Source organism: Actinopolymorpha singaporensis (assembly GCF_900104745.1).
GTDB lineage: Bacteria > Actinomycetota > Actinomycetes > Propionibacteriales > Actinopolymorphaceae > Actinopolymorpha > Actinopolymorpha singaporensis.
This window is the reverse complement of sequence record NZ_LT629732.1, coordinates 6273297-6290837: the sequence shown is the minus strand read 5'-3', so window position 1 is coordinate 6290837 and position 17541 is coordinate 6273297. Positions and strand designations below refer to the sequence as shown.

Annotated in this window: 19 protein-coding genes; 9 read left to right on the top strand and 10 right to left on the bottom strand. The window is 70.5% G+C overall.

Features of this window, described 5'->3' with window-relative positions; genetic code table 11:
- The first annotated feature begins 19 nt into the window (after positions 1-19).
- Positions 20-634: a DUF1707 SHOCT-like domain-containing protein gene (locus BLU27_RS29420; RefSeq protein WP_157728844.1), complete on the top strand. Its 615-nt coding sequence runs from the start codon at positions 20-22 to the stop codon at positions 632-634.
- Positions 635-679: 45 nt separating this feature from the next.
- Here the strand turns inward: BLU27_RS29420 and glpX are convergent, their stop codons facing one another.
- From glpX to xseA, 3 genes are all read right to left on the bottom strand, one after another.
- A complete protein-coding gene (gene glpX / locus BLU27_RS28155; protein WP_277869261.1) occupies positions 680-1732 on the bottom strand; it encodes a class II fructose-bisphosphatase in 1053 nt (350 codons plus the stop codon).
- 63 nt (positions 1733-1795) lie between these two features.
- Positions 1796-2047, bottom strand: coding sequence for an exodeoxyribonuclease VII small subunit (locus BLU27_RS28150; RefSeq protein ID WP_092656786.1), 252 nt, complete (start codon positions 2045-2047; stop codon positions 1796-1798).
- Between the two features lie 86 nt (positions 2048-2133).
- The gene (gene xseA, locus BLU27_RS28145; RefSeq protein WP_092656784.1) at positions 2134-3414 is read right to left on the bottom strand and encodes an exodeoxyribonuclease VII large subunit; all 1281 of its coding nucleotides are present in this window, start codon (positions 3412-3414) and stop codon (positions 2134-2136) included.
- A 179-nt stretch (positions 3415-3593) separates the two neighbouring features.
- Here xseA and BLU27_RS28140 point away from each other — a divergent pair, with 179 nt between their 5' ends.
- Positions 3594-4568 (top strand): 4-hydroxy-3-methylbut-2-enyl diphosphate reductase, encoded by a 975-nt coding sequence (locus BLU27_RS28140; protein ID WP_092656783.1) that lies wholly within the window; start codon positions 3594-3596, stop codon positions 4566-4568.
- Here the strand turns inward: BLU27_RS28140 and BLU27_RS29415 are convergent.
- Entirely contained in the window at positions 4489-4938 is a 450-nt protein-coding gene (locus BLU27_RS29415) for a DUF6542 domain-containing protein (RefSeq protein WP_157728843.1), read from the bottom strand. The two genes, BLU27_RS28140 and BLU27_RS29415, sit on opposite strands and share 80 nt — an antisense overlap.
- Before the next feature lie 147 nt (positions 4939-5085).
- Here BLU27_RS29415 and BLU27_RS29410 point away from each other — a divergent pair, with 147 nt between their 5' ends.
- Positions 5086-5274, top strand: a complete 189-nt coding sequence (locus tag BLU27_RS29410; RefSeq protein WP_157728842.1) for a hypothetical protein — start codon at positions 5086-5088, stop codon at positions 5272-5274.
- Between the two features lie 1055 nt (positions 5275-6329).
- On the opposite strand, the gene BLU27_RS28130 is transcribed toward BLU27_RS29410, so the two are convergent.
- A complete protein-coding gene (locus BLU27_RS28130) occupies positions 6330-7574 on the bottom strand; it encodes a DNA recombination protein RmuC (protein WP_241827685.1) in 1245 nt (414 codons plus the stop codon).
- A 123-nt stretch (positions 7575-7697) separates the two neighbouring features.
- Between BLU27_RS28130 and ychF the strand changes: the two genes are divergently transcribed.
- From ychF to BLU27_RS28115, 3 genes are all read left to right on the top strand, one after another.
- On the top strand, positions 7698-8771 hold the full coding sequence (ychF, locus tag BLU27_RS28125) for a redox-regulated ATPase YchF (RefSeq protein WP_092656779.1): 1074 nt from the start codon (positions 7698-7700) through the stop codon (positions 8769-8771).
- Positions 8772-8883: 112 nt separating this feature from the next.
- Positions 8884-9171 (top strand): DUF1905 domain-containing protein, encoded by a 288-nt coding sequence (locus tag BLU27_RS28120; protein ID WP_092656777.1) that lies wholly within the window; start codon positions 8884-8886, stop codon positions 9169-9171.
- A 17-nt stretch (positions 9172-9188) separates the two neighbouring features.
- A complete protein-coding gene (locus tag BLU27_RS28115) occupies positions 9189-9998 on the top strand; it encodes a class I SAM-dependent methyltransferase (protein WP_197681609.1) in 810 nt (269 codons plus the stop codon).
- Here the strand turns inward: BLU27_RS28115 and BLU27_RS28110 are convergent.
- Positions 9964-10320, bottom strand: coding sequence for a YciI family protein (locus tag BLU27_RS28110; protein WP_092656775.1), 357 nt, complete (start codon positions 10318-10320; stop codon positions 9964-9966). The two genes, BLU27_RS28115 and BLU27_RS28110, sit on opposite strands and share 35 nt — an antisense overlap.
- A gap of 130 nt (positions 10321-10450) precedes the next feature.
- The gene (locus BLU27_RS28105; RefSeq protein ID WP_092656773.1) at positions 10451-11002 is read right to left on the bottom strand and encodes a hypothetical protein; all 552 of its coding nucleotides are present in this window, start codon (positions 11000-11002) and stop codon (positions 10451-10453) included.
- Between the two features lie 280 nt (positions 11003-11282).
- On the opposite strand from BLU27_RS28105, the gene BLU27_RS28100 reads away from it, so the two are divergent.
- The 3 genes from BLU27_RS28100 to BLU27_RS28090 all read left to right on the top strand — a co-directional run bounded on the left by BLU27_RS28100 (position 11283) and on the right by BLU27_RS28090 (position 14510).
- Entirely contained in the window at positions 11283-12632 is a 1350-nt protein-coding gene (locus BLU27_RS28100) for an extracellular solute-binding protein (RefSeq protein ID WP_092656771.1), read from the top strand.
- Positions 12629-13591: a carbohydrate ABC transporter permease gene (locus BLU27_RS28095; RefSeq protein ID WP_241827684.1), complete on the top strand. Its 963-nt coding sequence runs from the start codon at positions 12629-12631 to the stop codon at positions 13589-13591. Before BLU27_RS28100 ends, BLU27_RS28095 begins: the two co-directional genes overlap by 4 nt.
- Positions 13592-13673: 82 nt before the next feature.
- Positions 13674-14510, top strand: coding sequence for a carbohydrate ABC transporter permease (locus BLU27_RS28090; protein WP_092656769.1), 837 nt, complete (start codon positions 13674-13676; stop codon positions 14508-14510).
- Positions 14511-14533: 23 nt separating this feature from the next.
- Here BLU27_RS28090 and BLU27_RS28085 read toward each other — a convergent pair whose 3' ends face one another.
- The 3 genes from BLU27_RS28085 to BLU27_RS28075 form a co-directional block, all read right to left on the bottom strand.
- Entirely contained in the window at positions 14534-14830 is a 297-nt protein-coding gene (locus BLU27_RS28085; protein WP_092656767.1) for a 4a-hydroxytetrahydrobiopterin dehydratase, read from the bottom strand.
- Between the two features lie 126 nt (positions 14831-14956).
- Complete coding sequence (locus tag BLU27_RS28080) at positions 14957-15721, bottom strand: succinate dehydrogenase/fumarate reductase iron-sulfur subunit (protein ID WP_092656765.1); 765 nt, start codon at positions 15719-15721, stop codon at positions 14957-14959.
- On the bottom strand, positions 15721-17535 hold the full coding sequence (locus BLU27_RS28075; RefSeq protein ID WP_092656763.1) for a fumarate reductase/succinate dehydrogenase flavoprotein subunit: 1815 nt from the start codon (positions 17533-17535) through the stop codon (positions 15721-15723). The genes BLU27_RS28080 and BLU27_RS28075 overlap by 1 nt, the downstream gene beginning before the upstream one ends.
- Between the last annotated feature and the right edge of the window lie 6 nt (positions 17536-17541).

The window sequence follows — 17541 nt, the reverse complement described above, 5'->3', positions numbered from 1 at the left end:
TGAGGTCGAAGGAGTGACGATGAGCAACACCCCGTGGGCGGCCGGCGGCTCCGGCGAACTCCGGGCCTCCGACGCAGATCGGGAGCAGACCGCCGAGGTGCTGAGGCGCGCCGCCGGGGCGGGCCGGCTGGACTTCGACGAGCTGGAGACCCGGCTCGAACGCACGTACGCGGCGAAGACCTACGCCGAGCTCATGCCGTTGACGGCGGACCTGCCCGAGGCAGCCGAACGCGAGTCGCGTCCGCAGAGCCGAGCCGCGGCGAACGCCCCCGCCCGGCCCGGGCCGGCGGAGGTGAACGCCCTGCTCAGCTCGCAGAAGGTGAACGGCCGCTGGCTGGTGCCGCCCCGGCTGTCCGCCCGCGCGTACCTCGGCGACGTGACTCTGGACTTCACCGACGCCGCCATCCCGCACGAGGTCGTGCTCGACGTCCAGGTGGGTTTGGGCCAGCTCACGCTGATCGTTCCCGACGACATCGCCGTGGAGTTCGAGCGGGGGACGACCGTCCTCGCCGAACGCAAGAACAAGACCCGCGGGGTGCACGGACCCGGCACCCCGGTGATCAGGGTGCGCGGGACCGTCGTCCTCGGCGAACTCACGGCCAAGCCGCCGCGCCGCGGTTGGTTCCGCCGCTGAGCGGCGGCGCGGCCCGTCTCAGCCGGCGCGGCAGAGCCGGAGGGGTCAGCCGGCGCGGCCGAAGTCGATCGTGGAGTAGGCCCGGAGCTTGCTGAGCGCGTGCTCGGACATGATGGACCGGATCGTGCCGCTGCGGGACCGCATCACCAGCGAGTGCGTCGTCGCCCCGTCGCCGCGGTAGCGCACGCCCTGCAGCAGCTCGCCGTCGGTGATGCCGGTGGCGACGAAGAACACGTCGTCGCCGGCGACCAGGTCGTCGGTGGTGAGGACCTTGCCGATGTCGTGGCCGGCGTCGATCGCCTTCTGGCGTTCGGCGTCGTCCTTCGGCCACAGCCGGCCCTGGATCATGCCGCCGATGCACTTCATGGCGCAGGCGGCGATGATGCCTTCGGGTGTGCCGCCGATGCCGGCCAGCAGGTCGACACCGGTGCCCGGGCGGGCCGCCATGATCGCGCCGGCCACGTCGCCGTCGGTGATGAACTTGATCCGCGCACCCGTGGCCCGGACCTCCTGCACCAGTGACTCGTGCCGGGGCCGGTCGAGGATCACCACAGTGACGTCCTCGGGTGACTCGTGCTTGGCGCGGGCAACGCGGTGGATGTTCTCGGTGATCGGCGCGGTGATGTCGATGGCGTCGGCCGCCTCGGGGCCGGTGGCCAGCTTCTCCATGTAAAAGACGGCTGACGGGTCGTACATCGCACCGCGCGGTGCCACCGCGAGCACGGACACGGCGTTGCTCATGCCCTTGGCGGTGAGGGTGGTGCCGTCGATCGGGTCCACGGCGACGTCACACTCGGGCCCCTCGCCGGAGCCGACCTCCTCGCCGTTGTAGAGCATCGGCGCGTTGTCCTTCTCGCCCTCGCCGATGACGACCACGCCGTGCATGCCGACGGAGGCGATGAGGGTGCGCATGGCGTTGACGGCGGCCCGGTCGGCGCCGTTCTTGTCGCCGCGGCCGACCCACCGGCCGCCGGCCATCGCGGCCGCCTCGGTCACCCGGACGAGTTCGAGGGCGAGGTTGCGGTCGGGTGCGTCCGCGTCGGTTCGGAGCGGAGGGGGCACGCCGTCGCTGCTGGCGGTGGTGCTCGTGCTGGCCATGGTCTCCCTGCTCTTCCTTCGCCGGCGTTCGCCGTGCGGCCGTGCTCTGCGCTGGGCGCGTTGCTACTCGTCCTCGTCGAGATCCTCGATCTCGTCCTGCTCCCTCGACGCGCGGGCCGCCTCCAGCCGGGCCCGGGCGCCGTCGAGCCAGCCCTGGCAGATGGTCGCCAGCTCCTCGCCGCGCTCCCAAAGACGCAGGGACTCCTCGAGGGTGGTGCCGCCGGCCTCCAGTTGGCGTACGACGTCGACCAGCTCGTCTCGGGCCTGTTCGTACGAAAGGGCGGTCTCGGGCTCGCGGGTGTCGGGCTCGCTCACCCTTCAGACCCTATCGACGCCCACCCCGGGCAGGTGTCGATGGTCCGAACCCGGGCGACTCCTCACCCGCGTCCTGACCCGCGTCCTCACCGGCTTGGCCGGCCCGTCCCGGCGGCGCCCTGAGCCTCCGAGCCGGCCGAGGTGTCCGACGCGTCGTCGCCGTCCTGTACGCGGACGGAGAACTGCCCGCCGGCCACCCGGGCGGCGAGAAGCTCGCCGCCGCTCACCTCGGCCGGGTCGCGGACCGCGTGCCCGTCGGCCTTCTGCACGACGGCGTAGCCCCGGTCCAGCGTCGCCTTGGGAGACAACGCACGCACCCTGGCCAGCTGGTGGTGCAGGTTGTCCTCGGCGCGATCCAGCAGCTGCCCGACACATCGGTCGGCGCGGTCGCGCAGCGCCACGATCTGCTCGGCGCGGCGTCCCAGGTCGCGCTCGGGGTCGCCGAGTGCCGACCGGGCTCGCAGCGTGTGCAGGCCGGTCAGCTCGCGGTCCAGCAACGCGCCGAACAGCTGGCGGGCCCGGCCGCGCAGCGCGTCCACCCGGGCGGTCTCCTCACCGACGTCGGGCACGATCCGCCGGGCCGCATCGGTGGGCGTGGAGGCGCGTACGTCGGCAACGAGGTCGAGCAGCGGTGAATCCTGCTCGTGCCCGATCGCGCTCACCACCGGCGTACGGCACTCCGCGACGGCACGGATCAGGCCCTCGTCGGAGAACGGCAGCAGGTCCTCCACCGAACCGCCGCCGCGGGCCACCACGATCACGTCCACGGTCGCGTCGACGTCCAGGCGGCGCAGCGCCTCCATCACCTGGCCCGCGGACTGGGGTCCCTGAACAGCGACGTTCTCCACCCGAAACCTCGCCGCCGCCCACCGGCGCCGGGTGTTCTCGAGTACGTCGTGCTCGGCGGCGGAGCCGCGCCCGCAGACCAGGCCGATCCTGGTGGGCAGGAACGGCAGCGGGCGTTTGCGCTCGCGGGCGAACAACCCCTCGGCGGCGAGCAGCCGCTTGCGGCGTTCGAGCCGGGCGAGCAGGTCGCCGAGTCCGACCGGACGGATGTCGGACGCGGCCAGGGACAGCGTGCCCCTCGGCGCGTAGTAGGCGGGCCGGGCGTGGACCAGCACTCGCGCGCCCTCGACCACCGGCGGGTCCACGATGTCGAACACCCGGCGCGGGCAGGTGACCTGCACGGAGATGTCGGCCACCGGGTCCCGCAGCGTCAGGAAGACCGTGGAGGTGCCCGGACGCCGGGTCAGCTGCGCCACCTGGCCCTCGACCCACACCGCGCCGAGCCGCCCGATCCACTGGCCGATCAGGTTGGCGATCTGGCGTACTGGCGCGGGGCTTTCCGGCGACGTCTGCAGGGCCATGGCCAGACCCTACGGGCCGGCTCCTACGTCTGGACGGAGGTGCCCCTTTCGTCCCTTTCCCGGCCGTTCGGACCCGGCTTCCGGCAGGTGCGCGGTGGGTGGGCGAGGCGTTGCCCGAGGAGCACGTGGCAAGCCTCACCCCGGCGGGCGGGCGTCCCCACCCCGGCGGGCCACCTACCATGAGGGGCATGACGTCGAGCGAACGCCGAGTCCTGCTCGCTGCCCCGCGCGGTTACTGCGCAGGAGTCGACCGGGCGGTGATCACGGTCGAGAAGGCCCTGGACAAGTACGGCCCGCCCGTCTACGTCCGCAAGCAGATCGTGCACAACAAGCACGTGGTCAGCAGCCTCGAAGCCCGCGGCGCGGTGTTCGTGGACGAGCTGGACAGCGTCCCGGAGGGAGCGACCGTGGTGTTCTCCGCTCACGGGGTCTCACCCGCCGTGCACGCGGAGGCCGAGGAACGTTCGCTGCGTACGATCGACGCGACCTGCCCGCTGGTGACGAAGGTGCACAACGAGGCCCGCCGGTTCGCCGGCGGCGGCCAGGACATCCTCCTCATCGGCCACGCCGGGCACGAGGAGGTCGAGGGAACCGCGGGGGAGGCCCCCGACCGCATCCAACTCGTCGAGGGTCCCGACGACGTCGACCGGATCGAGGTCCGTGACCCGTCCCGCGTTGCCTGGCTGTCCCAGACGACGCTCTCGGTCGACGAGACGATGCAGACGGTCGAACGGCTCCGGGAGCGGTTCCCGCAGCTGATCGACCCTCCGAGTGACGACATCTGTTATGCGACCCAGAACCGCCAGGTCGCGGTCAAGGAGATCGCCCACCAGGCGGACCTGATGATCGTGGTGGGTTCGGCGAACTCCTCCAACTCCGTACGCCTCGTGGAGGTCGCGCTGGAGGCAGGTGCCCGCGCCGCCTACCGCGTGGACAACGCCGAGGAGATCGAGGCTGCCTGGCTCGACGGCGTGCAGGTGGTCGGCGTCACCAGCGGTGCGTCGGTGCCGGACTCCCTGGTCGAAGGGGTGCTCGACCTGCTGACCGAGCACGGCTTCCCCGCCGCCGAGGAGGTCAGGACCGCCGAGGAGAGGCTGATCTTCGCCCTGCCGCCGGAGCTGCGTACGTCTCGGCGGGCCGCCTCGACCCGCTGACCCGGGCGCGGTGTGCGAACGCCGCCCGCACCGCGATCGTCACGAGTGCCACCGCGCAGCCGGCCACGATCGTCCACGACTCCCACGCCAGCCCGACCAGCACCGCGTGTGCCGGCGAAGTGGTCCTGGCGATCCGCTGGGGGTCCACGGCGGCGACCACGACCAGGCTGGCCAGCGCGGCGAGCGGCGGCAGGACGCCCGCGGTGAACATGCCGGTACGTCGTACGCCGGCCGCCACCCCGAACGCGGTGAGCACGAAGCACAGGCTGAACAGCAGGCCGACGCCCCCGGTCACCAGGATGTCGAGGAACGCGCCCACCACGCTGCCGCCGACGCCCACGACCACTGCGACGAAGGCCGGCATCCCCATCTTGTGGGGATCGGTGTTCGGCCGAACGACGCGCTGTGCCGGTGCTCCGGGCCCTCGGAGGTCCGGCCGTTGGCGCGCCGGGGGCCGGGCCGCCTGTCGTCGGATGTCCGTCACGGTCTGTGAACCGTTCTCATCGGTGTCCTCTGCGTGGCGCAGGCCCTTCGGCAGAAGGTCCTGCGGAAGCTCGGCGTCGTGCGCCGCCTCGTTCGTCGCCGGATCCATGGCCTCGCGCCGGCCGGCGTCGTGGTCGGTGGCGTCGTGGGTGGCGTGGTGCTCGGGGGAATCCGGCGACGGGAGTTGAACCTGCTCCGGCTCGGGTCGCTGAGCCAGGAGTGATCGCCAGGAAGGTTCGGACCGGACGTCCCGTCCCGAGAGGGCGGGTCTGGACTCTGGGAGCTCGCCCCCTCCGAACTCGCCCCCTCCGAACTCGCCCCCTGGGAACTCGGACCCTGGGAACTCGCCCCCTGGGAACTCGCCCCCTGAGAACTCGGGCTCGGCGGGGGTGGGCTCGGCGGGGGTGGACGGAGCGGGAGTACGTCGACGTCTGCCGATGACGGCAGGAGCCGAGCCTGTCTCCTCCGAAGTCGCGGGTGCGCCTGCAGGCTCCCAGGAACCTCCCGTCGGCGTCGGGTCGACGTCCGCGCCGACGTCTGGTTCGAAGGCGTCGTCGCTCAACGCGAACGGCAGCGGGCGCGTCCGGAATTCGCCGGACCGGGACAGCCGGGGGAGGGCGGTGTCGTGCTCGTCGAGATCCATGTCCGGGTCCGCAACCCGGTCCGCCGCGGCAGTTTCCGGCTCAGGTGACACCTCGGCCGTCCGGTCCGGAGCTGCAGAGGAGACCCTGGCCCGTCGCCCGGGGAGGACGGGCCGGCCTCGGTCCACCAGGCCGGGCCGGGTGGCGCCTGCAGTCGGCGGCGGCCAGGCGGCGCGCTCCGCCCGGGTGGGCAGGTCCGCCGGCAGGGGAAAAGCCACCCGACGCCCACGGACTGCCGGGCCGTCCGGTGACGGTGGGACCTCGGCCGACGAGGTGGCGATTCGCCGACCGCCGGGCCTTCGGGCGCGCTCGACCGGTGGACGCTCCCGCCACGTCGAGTCGATCGAGGGGCGTTCCCGCCGCGACGCCTCGATCGGCGGGCGTTCTCGGCGGGGAAACCCGGGCTGCGCGCGCTCGGCGCGCGGTGGTGGCGGGGTCGCCTCGGACGGCGCCGACGCCGGCCGACCCTGCACGCGTGGCTCCTGCACGCGAGAACGATATTGGGACCACCGGCCCGGCGTCATCCGGCCCGGCCGTAAATGATCATGACAATCGTCTCGCGGACCCGACAGTGCCCGGCGGTCTGCCCCGGCTCGACCCCGGCTCGACCCCGGCTCGGCACCCGCTCGGCACGACGTCAGCCCTCGCCTACCCGGCGAACCGCACGCGCCTCGGCGGCCGCCCCGACCAGCTCGGCCGCCGCGAGGGGTCGGACGGCCTGCTCGACCGGAGCGGGCGCCTGGAGGTCCTCGTCGGTCACCTTCAGCTCGTGCAGTCGGCGGGCGCTGACCAGCACCCTCGTCTCCAGCGAGCCGACGGCCTCGTTGTAGGAGCCGACCGCGCCGGTGAGCGAGCGCCCCAGGCGGTCGAGGTGCCGGCCGAGCCGGCCGAGCCGCTGGTAGAGCTCCCGGCCGAGCTCGAAGACCTCGCGGGCGTTGTGGGTGAGTGCCTGCTCGGTCCATGCGTACGCCACCGTGCGGAGCAGGGCGATCAGGGTGCTCGGCGTGGCCAGGATCACCCGGCGTTCGGCGGCGTACTCCAGCAGCGTGTGGTCGGCCTCGAGCGCGTGGGACAGGAACGCCTCACCCGGCATGAACAGCACCACGAACTCCGGCGTCGCCGGCAGCCGGCGCCAGTAGCCCTTGCCTGCCAGAGCGTCGACGTGGTGGCGGACGTGCCGGGCGTGCCGGGCCAGCCGCTCGGAACGGGTCCGGTCGTCGGCGGCCTCCGCCGCGTCCAGGAACGCCTCCAGCGGCACCTTGGCGTCGACCACCACGTGCTTGCCCCCGGCCAGGTGGACCACCAGGTCCGGCCGGTGGATGGCATCGGTGTCACCGTCGGTGTTGGTCGCGCTGTGCTGGAAGCTGACGTCGACGTGATCGACGAGGCCGGCGAGCTCGGTCACCCGGGCGAGGTGCAGCTCCCCCCAACGTCCGCGTACCTGTGGCTTGCGCAGCGCGGTGGCCAGCGCGCCGGTCTCCTTGCGGAGGGCCTCCCCGGTGAGGCGTACGGCGTCGACCTGCTCGCGCAGGGCCGACTGCAGCGCCACCCGGGACTCCTCGAGCTGGCGCAGCCGCCCGTCGAAGCGGTCCAGGCTCTCCTTCACCGGCGCCACCACCGTCTCGGCGGCCCGCACCCGGGCGTCGGTCAGGTCGAGCAGCTGCCGGCTGGACTGGGCGAGCGCGTCGGCGGACAGGGCCTTGAACTGCTCGGCCAGCGAACGCCGGTCGGCGGTCAGCTCGGCCAGTCGGCTCTCGGCGGCGTCCCGCTCGGCGGTGGCCCGGGCGAGCGACTCCGCGATCCGGACCCGCACCAGCAGCGCACCGATGGCCAGTCCGACCGCCAGTCCCACGGCGAAGGCGAGGAAGATCGTCCCGTTCATGGCGACCACTGTGACCGAGACCACCGACAAGACCCGGTCCGCCGCGCCGGGCGCTCGCTCGCACAGATCGCCGCGACCGTGCGCCCACCGCGTCGGGGGCACGCTCGCGTAGGCTTGCGGCCCGTGGCCTTGTCGATCGGAATCGTCGGACTCCCCAACGCCGGGAAGTCGACCCTTTTCAACGCTCTCACCGCAAATGACGTGCTCGCCGCCAACTATCCGTTCGCGACGCTGGAGCCGAACGTCGGCGTGGTCGGCGTACCCGACCCGCGGCTGGACGTGCTGGGCCGGATGTTCGAGTCGGCGAAGGTCGTACCCGCGACGGTGCAGTTCGTCGACATCGCGGGGTTGGTGCGCGGCGCGTCCGAGGGTGAGGGGCTCGGCAACCAGTTCCTGGCCCACATCCGCGAGACCGACGCGATCTGCCAGGTGACCCGGGCCTTCCGCGACCCCAACGTCGTCCACGTCGACGGCGAGGTCTCTCCGGCGAGCGACATCGGCACGATCACGACCGAGCTGATCCTCGCCGACCTGCAGACGATCGAGAAGGCGCTGCCGAGGCTGGAGAAGGAAGCCCGGCTGAAGAAGGACCTGGCCGAGACGATCGAGGTCGTACGCCGGACCCAGGCAGCCCTGGAGAAGGGCGTCACCGCGTTCGCCGCCGGGGTCGACCTGGCCGTGCTGCGCGAGCTCAACCTGCTCACCGCCAAGCCGTTCATCTACATCTTCAACTGTGACGAGGGCGAGCTCACCGACGAGGCGACGCGCGCCGAGCTGACCGAGCTGGTGGCGCCTGCGCAGGCGATCTTCCTGGACGCCAAGATCGAGTCGGAGCTGCTGGAGCTTCCTCCGGATGAGGCCGCGGAGCTGCTGGCCTCGACCGGGCAGGAGGAGTCCGGTCTGAAGATGCTGGCCAAGGTCGGGTTCGACACCCTCGGGCTGCAGACCTTCCTCACCGCGGGCCCGAAGGAGTCGCGGGCCTGGACGATCCGCAAGGGGTCCACGGCACCGGAAGCCGCCGGCGTGATCCACACCGACTTCCAGCGCGGGTTCATCAAGGCCGAGATCGTGTCGTACGAGGAGCTCGTCGACGCCGGCTCGATGAACGAGGCGCGGGCGCGCGGAAAGGTACGCCTGGAAGGCAAGGACTACGTCATGGCGGACGGTGACGTGGTGGAGTTCAAGTTCAACGTCTGAGCCCCGGGCCGGACAGTGGTAAGTGCGTGCGCGGCCGGCTCTGCCACGTCGTGCCCGGCGCGCCCTGACCGGGGCCGCGCCGGGCGTGCGGTGCGTGCCTATCCTGTGCCGCGTGAACATCGAGTTCAGCGGCGAGCTGTGGTTCTGGCGTGGGCCGGCGCCGTGGCACTTCGTCTCCGTCCCCGAGGAGGAGTGCGGTGAGCTGGCGGCGACCTCGCCGTACGTCACCTACGGCTGGGGAATGATCCCGGTCACGGCGCGGATCGGGGCGACGGAGTGGACGACGTCGCTGTGGCCGAAGGACGGCGGGTACATCGTGCCGGTGAAAGCCTGGGTACGCCGGGCCGAGAAACTGGAGCTCGGCGACGTGGTGAAGATCAGTCTGGCCGTCGGCGCCTGACTCGCTACGGTGTGACCGTGCCCGACGCGCAGTTCGCCGAGTCCCGGCTCGCCGAGATCTACGACTGGGTGGACTCCGACCGAAGCGACCTGGACGTCTATGCCGCGATGGTCGCGGAGTTCGGTGCCCGCAGCGTGCTGGACGTCGGGTGCGGCACCGGCACCTTCGCCTGTCTGCTCGCCGAGCGGGGAGTCGGGGTGGTCGGCGTGGACCCGGCGGCGGCCTCGCTGGAGGTGGCGCGGCGCAAGTCGGGAGCCGATCGGGTGCGCTGGCTGCACGGTGACGCGGCCACCCTGCCGCCGATGCGGGTGGACCTCGCCACGATGACGGGCAACGTCGCGCAGGTCTTTCTGACCGACGACGACTGGGCAGCGACCCTGCGCGGTGTCCGGGCAGCGCTTGCCCCGGACGGCCGGCTGGTGTTCGAGACCCGCGTACCGGAGCGGCAGGCGTGGCGGGAGTGGAACCCCCGCCACTCCCGCAGCCGTACGCACATACCGGGGATCGGCGCCGTGGACACCTGGGTGGAGACGACGGAGGTCTCCGGATCCCTGGTCAGCTTCCAGGGCACCTACGTCTTCGAGACCGACGGCTCGGTGCACACCTCCCGCTCCACGCTCCGGTTCCGAAGCCGCGAGGAGGTGGAGGAGTCCCTGGCCGCGTCGGGATTCGCCGTGGAGGAGATCAGGGACGCGCCCGACCGGCCCGGGCGGGAGTACGTCTTCGTCACCCGCCGGGTCGGCCGGGACGCGTCCTGGGACCAACCTCCGTCGTCTCCTCGGCGAGGGTGGGTCAGCCCTCCTCGATCTGGCGCACCTCGGCGCTGACGGTCCAGTTCTTCGGGTGGATCTCCAGGAACCGGCGGACCCATTCGACCGCCTCGGCCTTGTCCTCGGTCTCGGTGATGGAGTACCCGCCGACGACCTCCTTGGTCTCGGTGAACGGGCCGTCGGTACTGGTGATCCTGCCGTCGGACCAGGTGAGCCGGGTCCCTTCGGCGGTGGGGAGGAGCCCGTGGGTCTCCCGCATCACGCCGGCCTTGTTGATCTCCTCGAACAGCGCCGCGGCGCGGCCCTCGAAACCGGGGTCGGGCTCCTGGCCGGGCAGCTTCTGTTCGTCGATGCGGATCATGGTCAGGAAACGCGGCATGCCTGTGCTCCTCGATCAGTTCGGGACGGCGGGCCGACCCCGCCGCTCACCCCTCCTTCGAACAACGAGCGGCAGGATCGACACCGCTCCCGAACTTTTTGGAGGATCTTCCAAAACCCCTGTGCTCCGCCTAGTTGGGCGCCAGTCGGCGCAGGCGCCGGTCGCCGGGGTGTTGTTCGCCCGGATGCTGGTCGCCGGGATGTTGCTCACCCGGCCGAGCCCGTGGCAGCCGGAGACGGGCGCGTACCCGCTGCCGGCGACTGGAGTCGGTCAGCTGGGCCTGGTCGGTCCGTTGGGCCTGGTCGGTGCGTTGGCCCTGGTCGGTCCGTCGGGTCGACGACGGGCCTCCACCGAGATGGCGGTCCCGGGGCCGGCCCACGTCGGGGCGGCCCAGCAGAGCGATGGCGATCGGCTTCGCGGTGGAGACGTCGACGTCCCTGCCCTTGAAGACACGTACGCGCACGCTGGCGACGAGCCGGGCGGAACTGGCTCGCTCGGGCTTGCCGAAGGCGTAGATCTGGCCGCTGATGAGGCGGCCGCGGTAGTCGAGAACCCAGCTCTCCAGCAGTCCGCGAGCGATGGATTCGGGGTCTCGGCTGAACCAGCCGGTGCGGATCACGACCGGCGTCCATCGCCCCTCGGGAGTCGTGGACGCGATCTCGTAGGTGTAGAGCTCCCTCATGAGAACCCCCTCGGGTTCGCGGTCGGCACGCTTCGTCGGGAGCCGTGACCGTCGCCTGAGACCAGCATCGGCGCGAATTGACCGACAGGTCAACGCGTTAATCGAAGAGATATCTGAGCGGGTATTCATCGAACAGAGATTTCTCCCCCGACATTGCGTACCTGCGATTCCGGATCGGTGCTGGCTACCTTCGGCCACGGCCTGTCTTCCCATGATCAACATCAATTAGATTCGGCGCGCGTTCGCACACGTCGTACGTCGTCCGAAGTCGGGGAGGAGCATGGAAACCCGCCAGATTCGCGGACTCGGCGAACTCCGCCGGGCCGGCCGGGTCGGCCGCCGGACGCTTCTTCGCGGCGCTGCCGGAGGTGTCGTGGCCGCTGCCGGAGTGGTCGGCGCCGGGACGCTGACTGGTTGCGGCCTGAACCGCGACGGCGCGCTGGGCGACGGCACCGGTGAGATCACCGTGTGGACCTGGCCTGACAACGACCGGATGTTCCTGCAGACGATCCCGTCGTTCGAACGCCGGTATCCGCGCATCAAGGTCCGCGTGCAGGGATTCAGCGGGACGTTCAACAGCAAACTGCTCGGCGCCCTGGTCTCCGGCACCGGACCGGACGTGGCGATGGTGGAGATCACCAACGTCTCCAACTTCAAGAGCAAACCGGGGTTCGTCGACCTGTCGCGCAAGCCGTTCGGTGCGGCCGCGATGGCCGGGAAGTACGCCGACTTCTCCTGGAAGTACGTCGCCGACGACCGGTCCGGCCGCATCTTCGCGTTGCCCAAGAACACCGGTCCGGGCGGGATGTTCTACCGCCGTGACCTGTTCGAGGCCGCTGGGCTGCCGACCTCTCCCGCCGACGTGCACGCGGCGATGCGTGACTGGCCGACGTTCGTCTCCACCGGTCGCAAGCTCGCCGTGAAGGGCGAACGCTGGCTGCTGGACGACCCGGGCCAGCTGGTCGCCGTCCTGCGCAACCAGGCAGGTGTGTCGTACTTCGACGCCTCCGGTACGCCGCAGCTGGACAGCGACGTCGTGGCGAACGCACTGGAGTTCGCGGTCGGGCTGCAGAAGGACGGACTCCTCGCGCCGGACATGTCCTCCCAGGAACGCGGCGCGGCGATCAACGAGGGCGCGATCGCGACGTTCTTCTCCGGTAACTGGTTCGGCGGCCTGCTCAAGGCGCAGTACGCGCCGAAGAGTGCCGGCAAGTGGGGAGTGGCGCTGGCGCCGGCCACCGACGGCGTGAGCGCGTTCAACTACGGCGGCGACTTCATCGGCGTCCTGCAGGCCAGCACCAACCAGCTGGCCGCCTGGGAGTTCGTCAGGTGGGTCACCCAGGACCCGGTGAGTCTGGCGGCGATGTACGGCCGCGACCTCTATCCCGCCTGGAAGCCGGCGTGGAAGAGCGACTGGATCAACAAGCCCGACCCGTACTACGCGAACGAGAACGTCAACACCGTCTTCAGCGAGGTGTCCGCCACGATGCGACCGCCGGTGACGAACCCCAACGACGCGCTGGCCAGCACCGCCCTGTCGAACGCCGTCAACGACGTCGTGCACGGCGTCCGGGCGGTCCGGGCGGCGTTGCGGAAGGCGCAGGACGACCTCGAGGACAAGATCTCGTGAACGGGCGACAGGTGGACACCCGAACCCGGCCCTCCGGTCGCGCCGGCTCCGGCTCGGCGGCGGCTTCGTCGGCCGGCCTCGGCGACCGGGTGCGGGCGCACCGCAACTTCTACCTCATGGTGGCACCGTTCTTCGTGCTGTTCGGGGTCTTCGGGCTGGTGCCGATCGTGGCGGCGTTCTGGATCGGCTTCACCGACTGGGACGGCCTCAACCCCGCGCACTTCGTCGGCCTGGACAACTACGTGTCGATCGTCACCGACCCGACGTTCGGCAAGGCGGTGTTCAACACCGTCTACATCTGGGTGGGGTCGACGCTGGTGACGGTGGGTGCGGCGTTCGTTCTCGCCTACCTCGTCAACGAGTACGTCGTGTTCGGGCGGAGCTTCCTTCGGATGGTGTTCCTCCTTCCGCTGCTGGCCGCCCCGGCGGTGATCGCGATCATCATGAGCGTGCTGTTCTCCACGAACGCGGGCCTTGTCAACGCGTTCTTGTCGTTCGTCAGCGGCGACCGGGTGACCCTGGACTGGCTGGCATCCACGGTGTGGATCAAACCGATCGTCATCTTGATGATCACCTGGCGGTTCCTCGGCTTCCACATGCTGTTGTTCGTCGCCGGGCTCCAGTCGATCCCGCGCGAGCTGTACGACGCGGCCCGGGTCGACGGGGCGGGCGGGCGGCAGGTGTTCGCCCGGGTGACGGTGCCGTTGATGTTGCCGATCATCTTCTTCAGCGCCACGTCGTCGACCGTTGGCGCTTTCCAGCTCTTCGACGAACCCTTCGTGCTGACCAACGGCTCCGGCGGCACCGACCAGTCCGCCGAGGTGCTCGGCACGATGCTCTACCGCACCGCGTTCACCGACTTCCGCTTCGGTACGGCGTCGGCGCTGTCGTGGGTGATGTTCGCGCTGATCGCGGTGTTCACGGTCGTCAACAGCCGCTTGCTTCGGGTGCGGACATGACGGGGGTACCGGTCTCGGACTCGGTCCGGGTCCCGGTCAGGGACACGGTCACACCGAGGTCACTGTCGTGGAGAGGAGTGGGATGAACGGTGCGGGATCGCCGGTGGCCCGCCGGGCCGTCACGGTGATGATCTACCTCGTGGTGCTGGTGTTCGTCCTGCCGTTCTACTGGATGGCCGTACTCGCCACGCACGACAACGCGTCCATCTACCACTTCCCGCCGCCCCTGCTGCCGGGCGGGAACCTCTCGGCGAACTGGACCCGCCTGGTCGAGGTCGTTCCCGTACTCCGCGCGATGGGCAACAGCATCCTGGTGGCGGTCGCGCACACCGCGCTGGTACTGCTGCTCGCCTCGCTCGTGGGGTACGGCTTCTCGCGGTTCCGTCAGGCGCCCGGCGCGCGCTGGATGTGGCGGGCGCTGCTGGCGACGATCTTCATCCCGGGACTGGTCGGCCTCATCCCGTGGTACGTCCTGATCGCCCGGCTGGGCTGGATCGACACGCTGTGGCCGCTGATCATCCCGGGCGCGGCGAACGGGTTCGCGGTGTTCTGGATGCGGCAGGTCATCACCCAGACCGTCCCGGCCGACCTGTACGACGCGGCGCGGATCGACGGCGCCTCGGACTGGCGGACCTACTGGACGGTGGTGCTGCCGCTGATCCGGCCCGGGCTCGGCGCGCTCGGGGTGTGGACGTTCATGGGCACCTGGACGGCGTTCCAGATCCCGCTGATCGTGCTGAACTCGCAGGAGAACTTCACCCTCCCGCTGGCGCTGGCGAACCTGAACACGTTGTACGGGCAGGACACCGCCGCGGTGATGCTCGGCAGTGTGATCAGCGTGCTGCCGATCTTCGTTGCGTTCCTGCTGGCAGCGAAGCAGTTCATGGCCGGCCTGACCGCGGGTGCGCTGAAGGGCTGACGCTTCGGCGGTGCGGACGCGCTCTATCCGGGGGTGTCCTCGGCCAGCGCGCTGATCCGTCCGGCCAGCTTGACGTCGTTGTCGGTCACCCCGCCCATGGCGTGAGTGGTCAGCGAGAAGGAGATCGTCGTCCAGCGGATGTCGATGTCGGGGTGGTGGTTCATCTGTTCGGCGGCCTGCGCCACCCGGTCGACCAGGTCGATGCCGGCCATGAAGCTCGGTGCGGTGACCGCGCGGAACAACGCACCCGGGCGTGCCTCCCAGCCGGGTAGGTCGCGCAGGGCCTCGGTGATCTGGTCGTCGGTGAGCAACTGTGCCATGGCAGAACGCTGTCCTGTCAGCGCGTCGAGGTCAAGTTTCCCCAGGACACGCGAACGGCGTGGATTCCTCCGCGGAGGAATCCACGCCGTTCGGCTGAACGTCGATGCTGGGCGTACCGGCCGGGCTCAGACCTCCTCGCGCTGGTCGCGGCGGAAGATCTTCGAGCCCAGCCAGACCAGCGGGTCGTACTTGCGGTCGACGACGCGTTCCTTCATCGGGATGATCGCGTTGTCGGTGATCTTGATGTGCTCGGGGCAGACCTCGGTGCAGCACTTCGTGATGTTGCACATGCTCAGACCCGCCGCCGACTGCGCCAGTTGACGCCGGTCGTTGGTGTCCAGCGGGTGCATGTCGAGTTCGGCGTACCGCAGGAAGAACCTCGGTCCCGCGAACGCCGGCTTGTTCTCCTCGTGGTCACGGACCACGTGGCAGACGTTCTGGCACAGGAAGCACTCGATGCACTTGCGGAACTCCTGGCCCCGCTCGACGTCGGCCTGCGCCATCCGCCGCTTGCCGTCCGCGTCCGGCGGGGCCGGTGCGAACGCCGGGACCTCCTTGGCCTTCTCGTAGTTGAACGAGACGTCGGTCACCAGGTCCTTGATCACCGGGAACGTCCGCACCGGCGTCACCGTGATCGTTTCGTTCTGGTCGTACTCCGACAGCCGGGTCATGCACATCAGCCGCGGCCGGCCGTTGATCTCCGCGCTGCAGGAGCCGCACTTGCCGGCCTTGCAGTTCCACCGGACGGCGAGGTCGCCGGCCTGGGTGGCCTGGAGGCGGTGGATCGCGTCGAGGACGACCTCGCCCTCCTCGACCGGGACGGTGAAGTCGGCGAGCGCGCCGCCGTCGACGTCGCCGCGCCACACCCGCATAGACAGGTCGTATCCCATCACTTCTCCTCGAAGAGCGCCTTGAGCTCGGCCGGCATCTGCGGAAGGGGCTGGATCGCGAGTTCGACCGAGTCGCCGCGCCGCCGCAGGACGATGTTCTTCGTGCCCCAGTCCTGGTCGGTCATCGGGTAGTCGTCGCGGGTGTGTCCGCCTCGGCTCTCGGTCCGGGTCAGCGCGGCCTTGGCGATGCACTCCGACACCCAGAGCATGTTCTGCAGGTCGATGGCGAGGTGCCAGCCCGGGTTGTACTGGCGGTTGCCCTCCACCGTCAGATGCCGGGACCGCTCGGCCAGCTTCTCGATCTCGCCGAGCGCCTGCTCCAGCTCCTCCGCGGTGCGGATGATGCCGACCAGGTTGTGCATGACCTCCTGCAGGTCCTTCTGCACGGTGTAGGGGTTCTCGCCGCCCTCCTCCGAGAACGGCGCCAGCGCCGCGTCCGCCGCCGCCCGCACCGCGTCGTCGTCCACCGTCACCGGCGAGTCCTTGGTGCGCGCGGCGTAGTAGGCGGCGTTCAGGCCCGCCCGGCGGCCGAACACCAGGAGGTCCGACAGCGAGTTGCCGCCGAGCCGGTTGGAGCCGTGCATGCCGCCCGCGACCTCACCCGCGGCGTACAGACCGGGAACGACGGACGCGGCGGTGTCCGGGTCGACCTCCACGCCGCCCATCACGTAGTGGCAGGTCGGCCCGATCTCCATCGGCTCCCGGGTGATGTCGACGTCGGCCAGTTCCTTGAACTGGTGGTACATCGACGGGAGCCGCCGCTTGATGTACTCCGGGTCGCGCCGGGACGCGATGTCGAGGTAGACCCCGCCGTGCGGTGTGCCCCGGCCGGCCTTCACCTCGGAGTTGATGGCCCTGGCCACCTCGTCACGGGGGAGCAGCTCAGGTGGGCGCCGGTTGTTCTTCTTGTCGGTGTACCACCGGTCGGCCTCCTCGATCGAGTCCGCCGTCTCCGCCTTGAAGAACTCCGGGATGTAGTCGAACATGAACCGCCGGCCCTCGGAGTTCTTCAGCACCCCGCCGTCACCGCGTACCGACTCGGTGACCAGGATCCCGCGCACCGACGGCGGCCACACCATGCCCGTCGGGTGGAACTGCACGAACTCCATGTTGATCAGGCTCGCGCCCGCCCGCACGGCCAGCGCGTGCCCGTCGCCGGTGTACTCCCAGGAGTTCGACGTCACCTTGAACGACTTGCCGATGCCGCCGGTGGCCAGCACGACCGAGGGAGCCTCGAACGTGATCAGCCGCCCGCTCTCGCGCCAGTAGCCGAACGCCCCGGCCACCCGGTCGCCGTCCTTGAGGATCTCGGTGATCGTGCACTCCATGAACACGTCGATCCCGAGGGCGACCGCGCGTTGCTGCAGGGTGCGGATCATCTCCAGGCCGGTACGGTCACCGACGTGGGCGAGCCGGGCGTACCGGTGGCCGCCGAAGTCGCGCTGGGAGATCAGCCCGTCCTTCGTACGGTCGAACAGCGCGCCCCACTCCTCCAGCTCCAGCACCCGGTCGGGCGCCTCCTGGGCGTGCAGCTGGGCCATCCGCCAGTTGTTCAGCATCTTCCCGCCACGCATGGTGTCGCGGAAGTGCACCTTCCAGTTGTCCTCCGGCCAGGCGTTGCCCATGGCCGCGGCGATCCCGCCCTCGGCCATCACCGTGTGCGCCTTGCCGAGCAGGGACTTGCAGACGATCGCCGTCCGCGCGCCCGCGTCGTGGGCGGCGATCGCGGCCCGCAGGCCGGCGCCGCCGGCACCGACCACCACCACGTCGTAGGAGTGCCGCTCGCCTGTGTTGCGTGGTTCGACTGTGCTCATGCGATG

Coding starts and splice junctions, on each gene's coding strand:
- xseA (WP_092656784.1), bottom strand. CDS start 3,414: ATGGCCCTGCAGACGTCGCCGGAAAGCCCCGCGCCAGTACGCCAGATC.
- BLU27_RS28085 (WP_092656767.1), bottom strand. CDS start 14,830: ATGGCACAGTTGCTCACCGACGACCAGATCACCGAGGCCCTGCGCGAC.
- BLU27_RS28130 (WP_241827685.1), bottom strand. CDS start 7,574: ATGAACGGGACGATCTTCCTCGCCTTCGCCGTGGGACTGGCGGTCGGA.
- BLU27_RS29420 (WP_157728844.1), top strand. CDS start 20: ATGAGCAACACCCCGTGGGCGGCCGGCGGCTCCGGCGAACTCCGGGCC.
- BLU27_RS28075 (WP_092656763.1), bottom strand. CDS start 17,535: ATGAGCACAGTCGAACCACGCAACACAGGCGAGCGGCACTCCTACGAC.
- glpX (WP_277869261.1), bottom strand. CDS start 1,732: ATGGCCAGCACGAGCACCACCGCCAGCAGCGACGGCGTGCCCCCTCCG.
- BLU27_RS28140 (WP_092656783.1), top strand. CDS start 3,594: ATGAGGGGCATGACGTCGAGCGAACGCCGAGTCCTGCTCGCTGCCCCG.
- BLU27_RS28090 (WP_092656769.1), top strand. CDS start 13,674: ATGAACGGTGCGGGATCGCCGGTGGCCCGCCGGGCCGTCACGGTGATG.
- BLU27_RS29415 (WP_157728843.1), bottom strand. CDS start 4,938: ATGGGGATGCCGGCCTTCGTCGCAGTGGTCGTGGGCGTCGGCGGCAGC.
- BLU27_RS28080 (WP_092656765.1), bottom strand. CDS start 15,721: ATGGGATACGACCTGTCTATGCGGGTGTGGCGCGGCGACGTCGACGGC.
- BLU27_RS28100 (WP_092656771.1), top strand. CDS start 11,283: ATGGAAACCCGCCAGATTCGCGGACTCGGCGAACTCCGCCGGGCCGGC.
- BLU27_RS28110 (WP_092656775.1), bottom strand. CDS start 10,320: ATGCCGCGTTTCCTGACCATGATCCGCATCGACGAACAGAAGCTGCCC.
- BLU27_RS28105 (WP_092656773.1), bottom strand. CDS start 11,002: ATGAGGGAGCTCTACACCTACGAGATCGCGTCCACGACTCCCGAGGGG.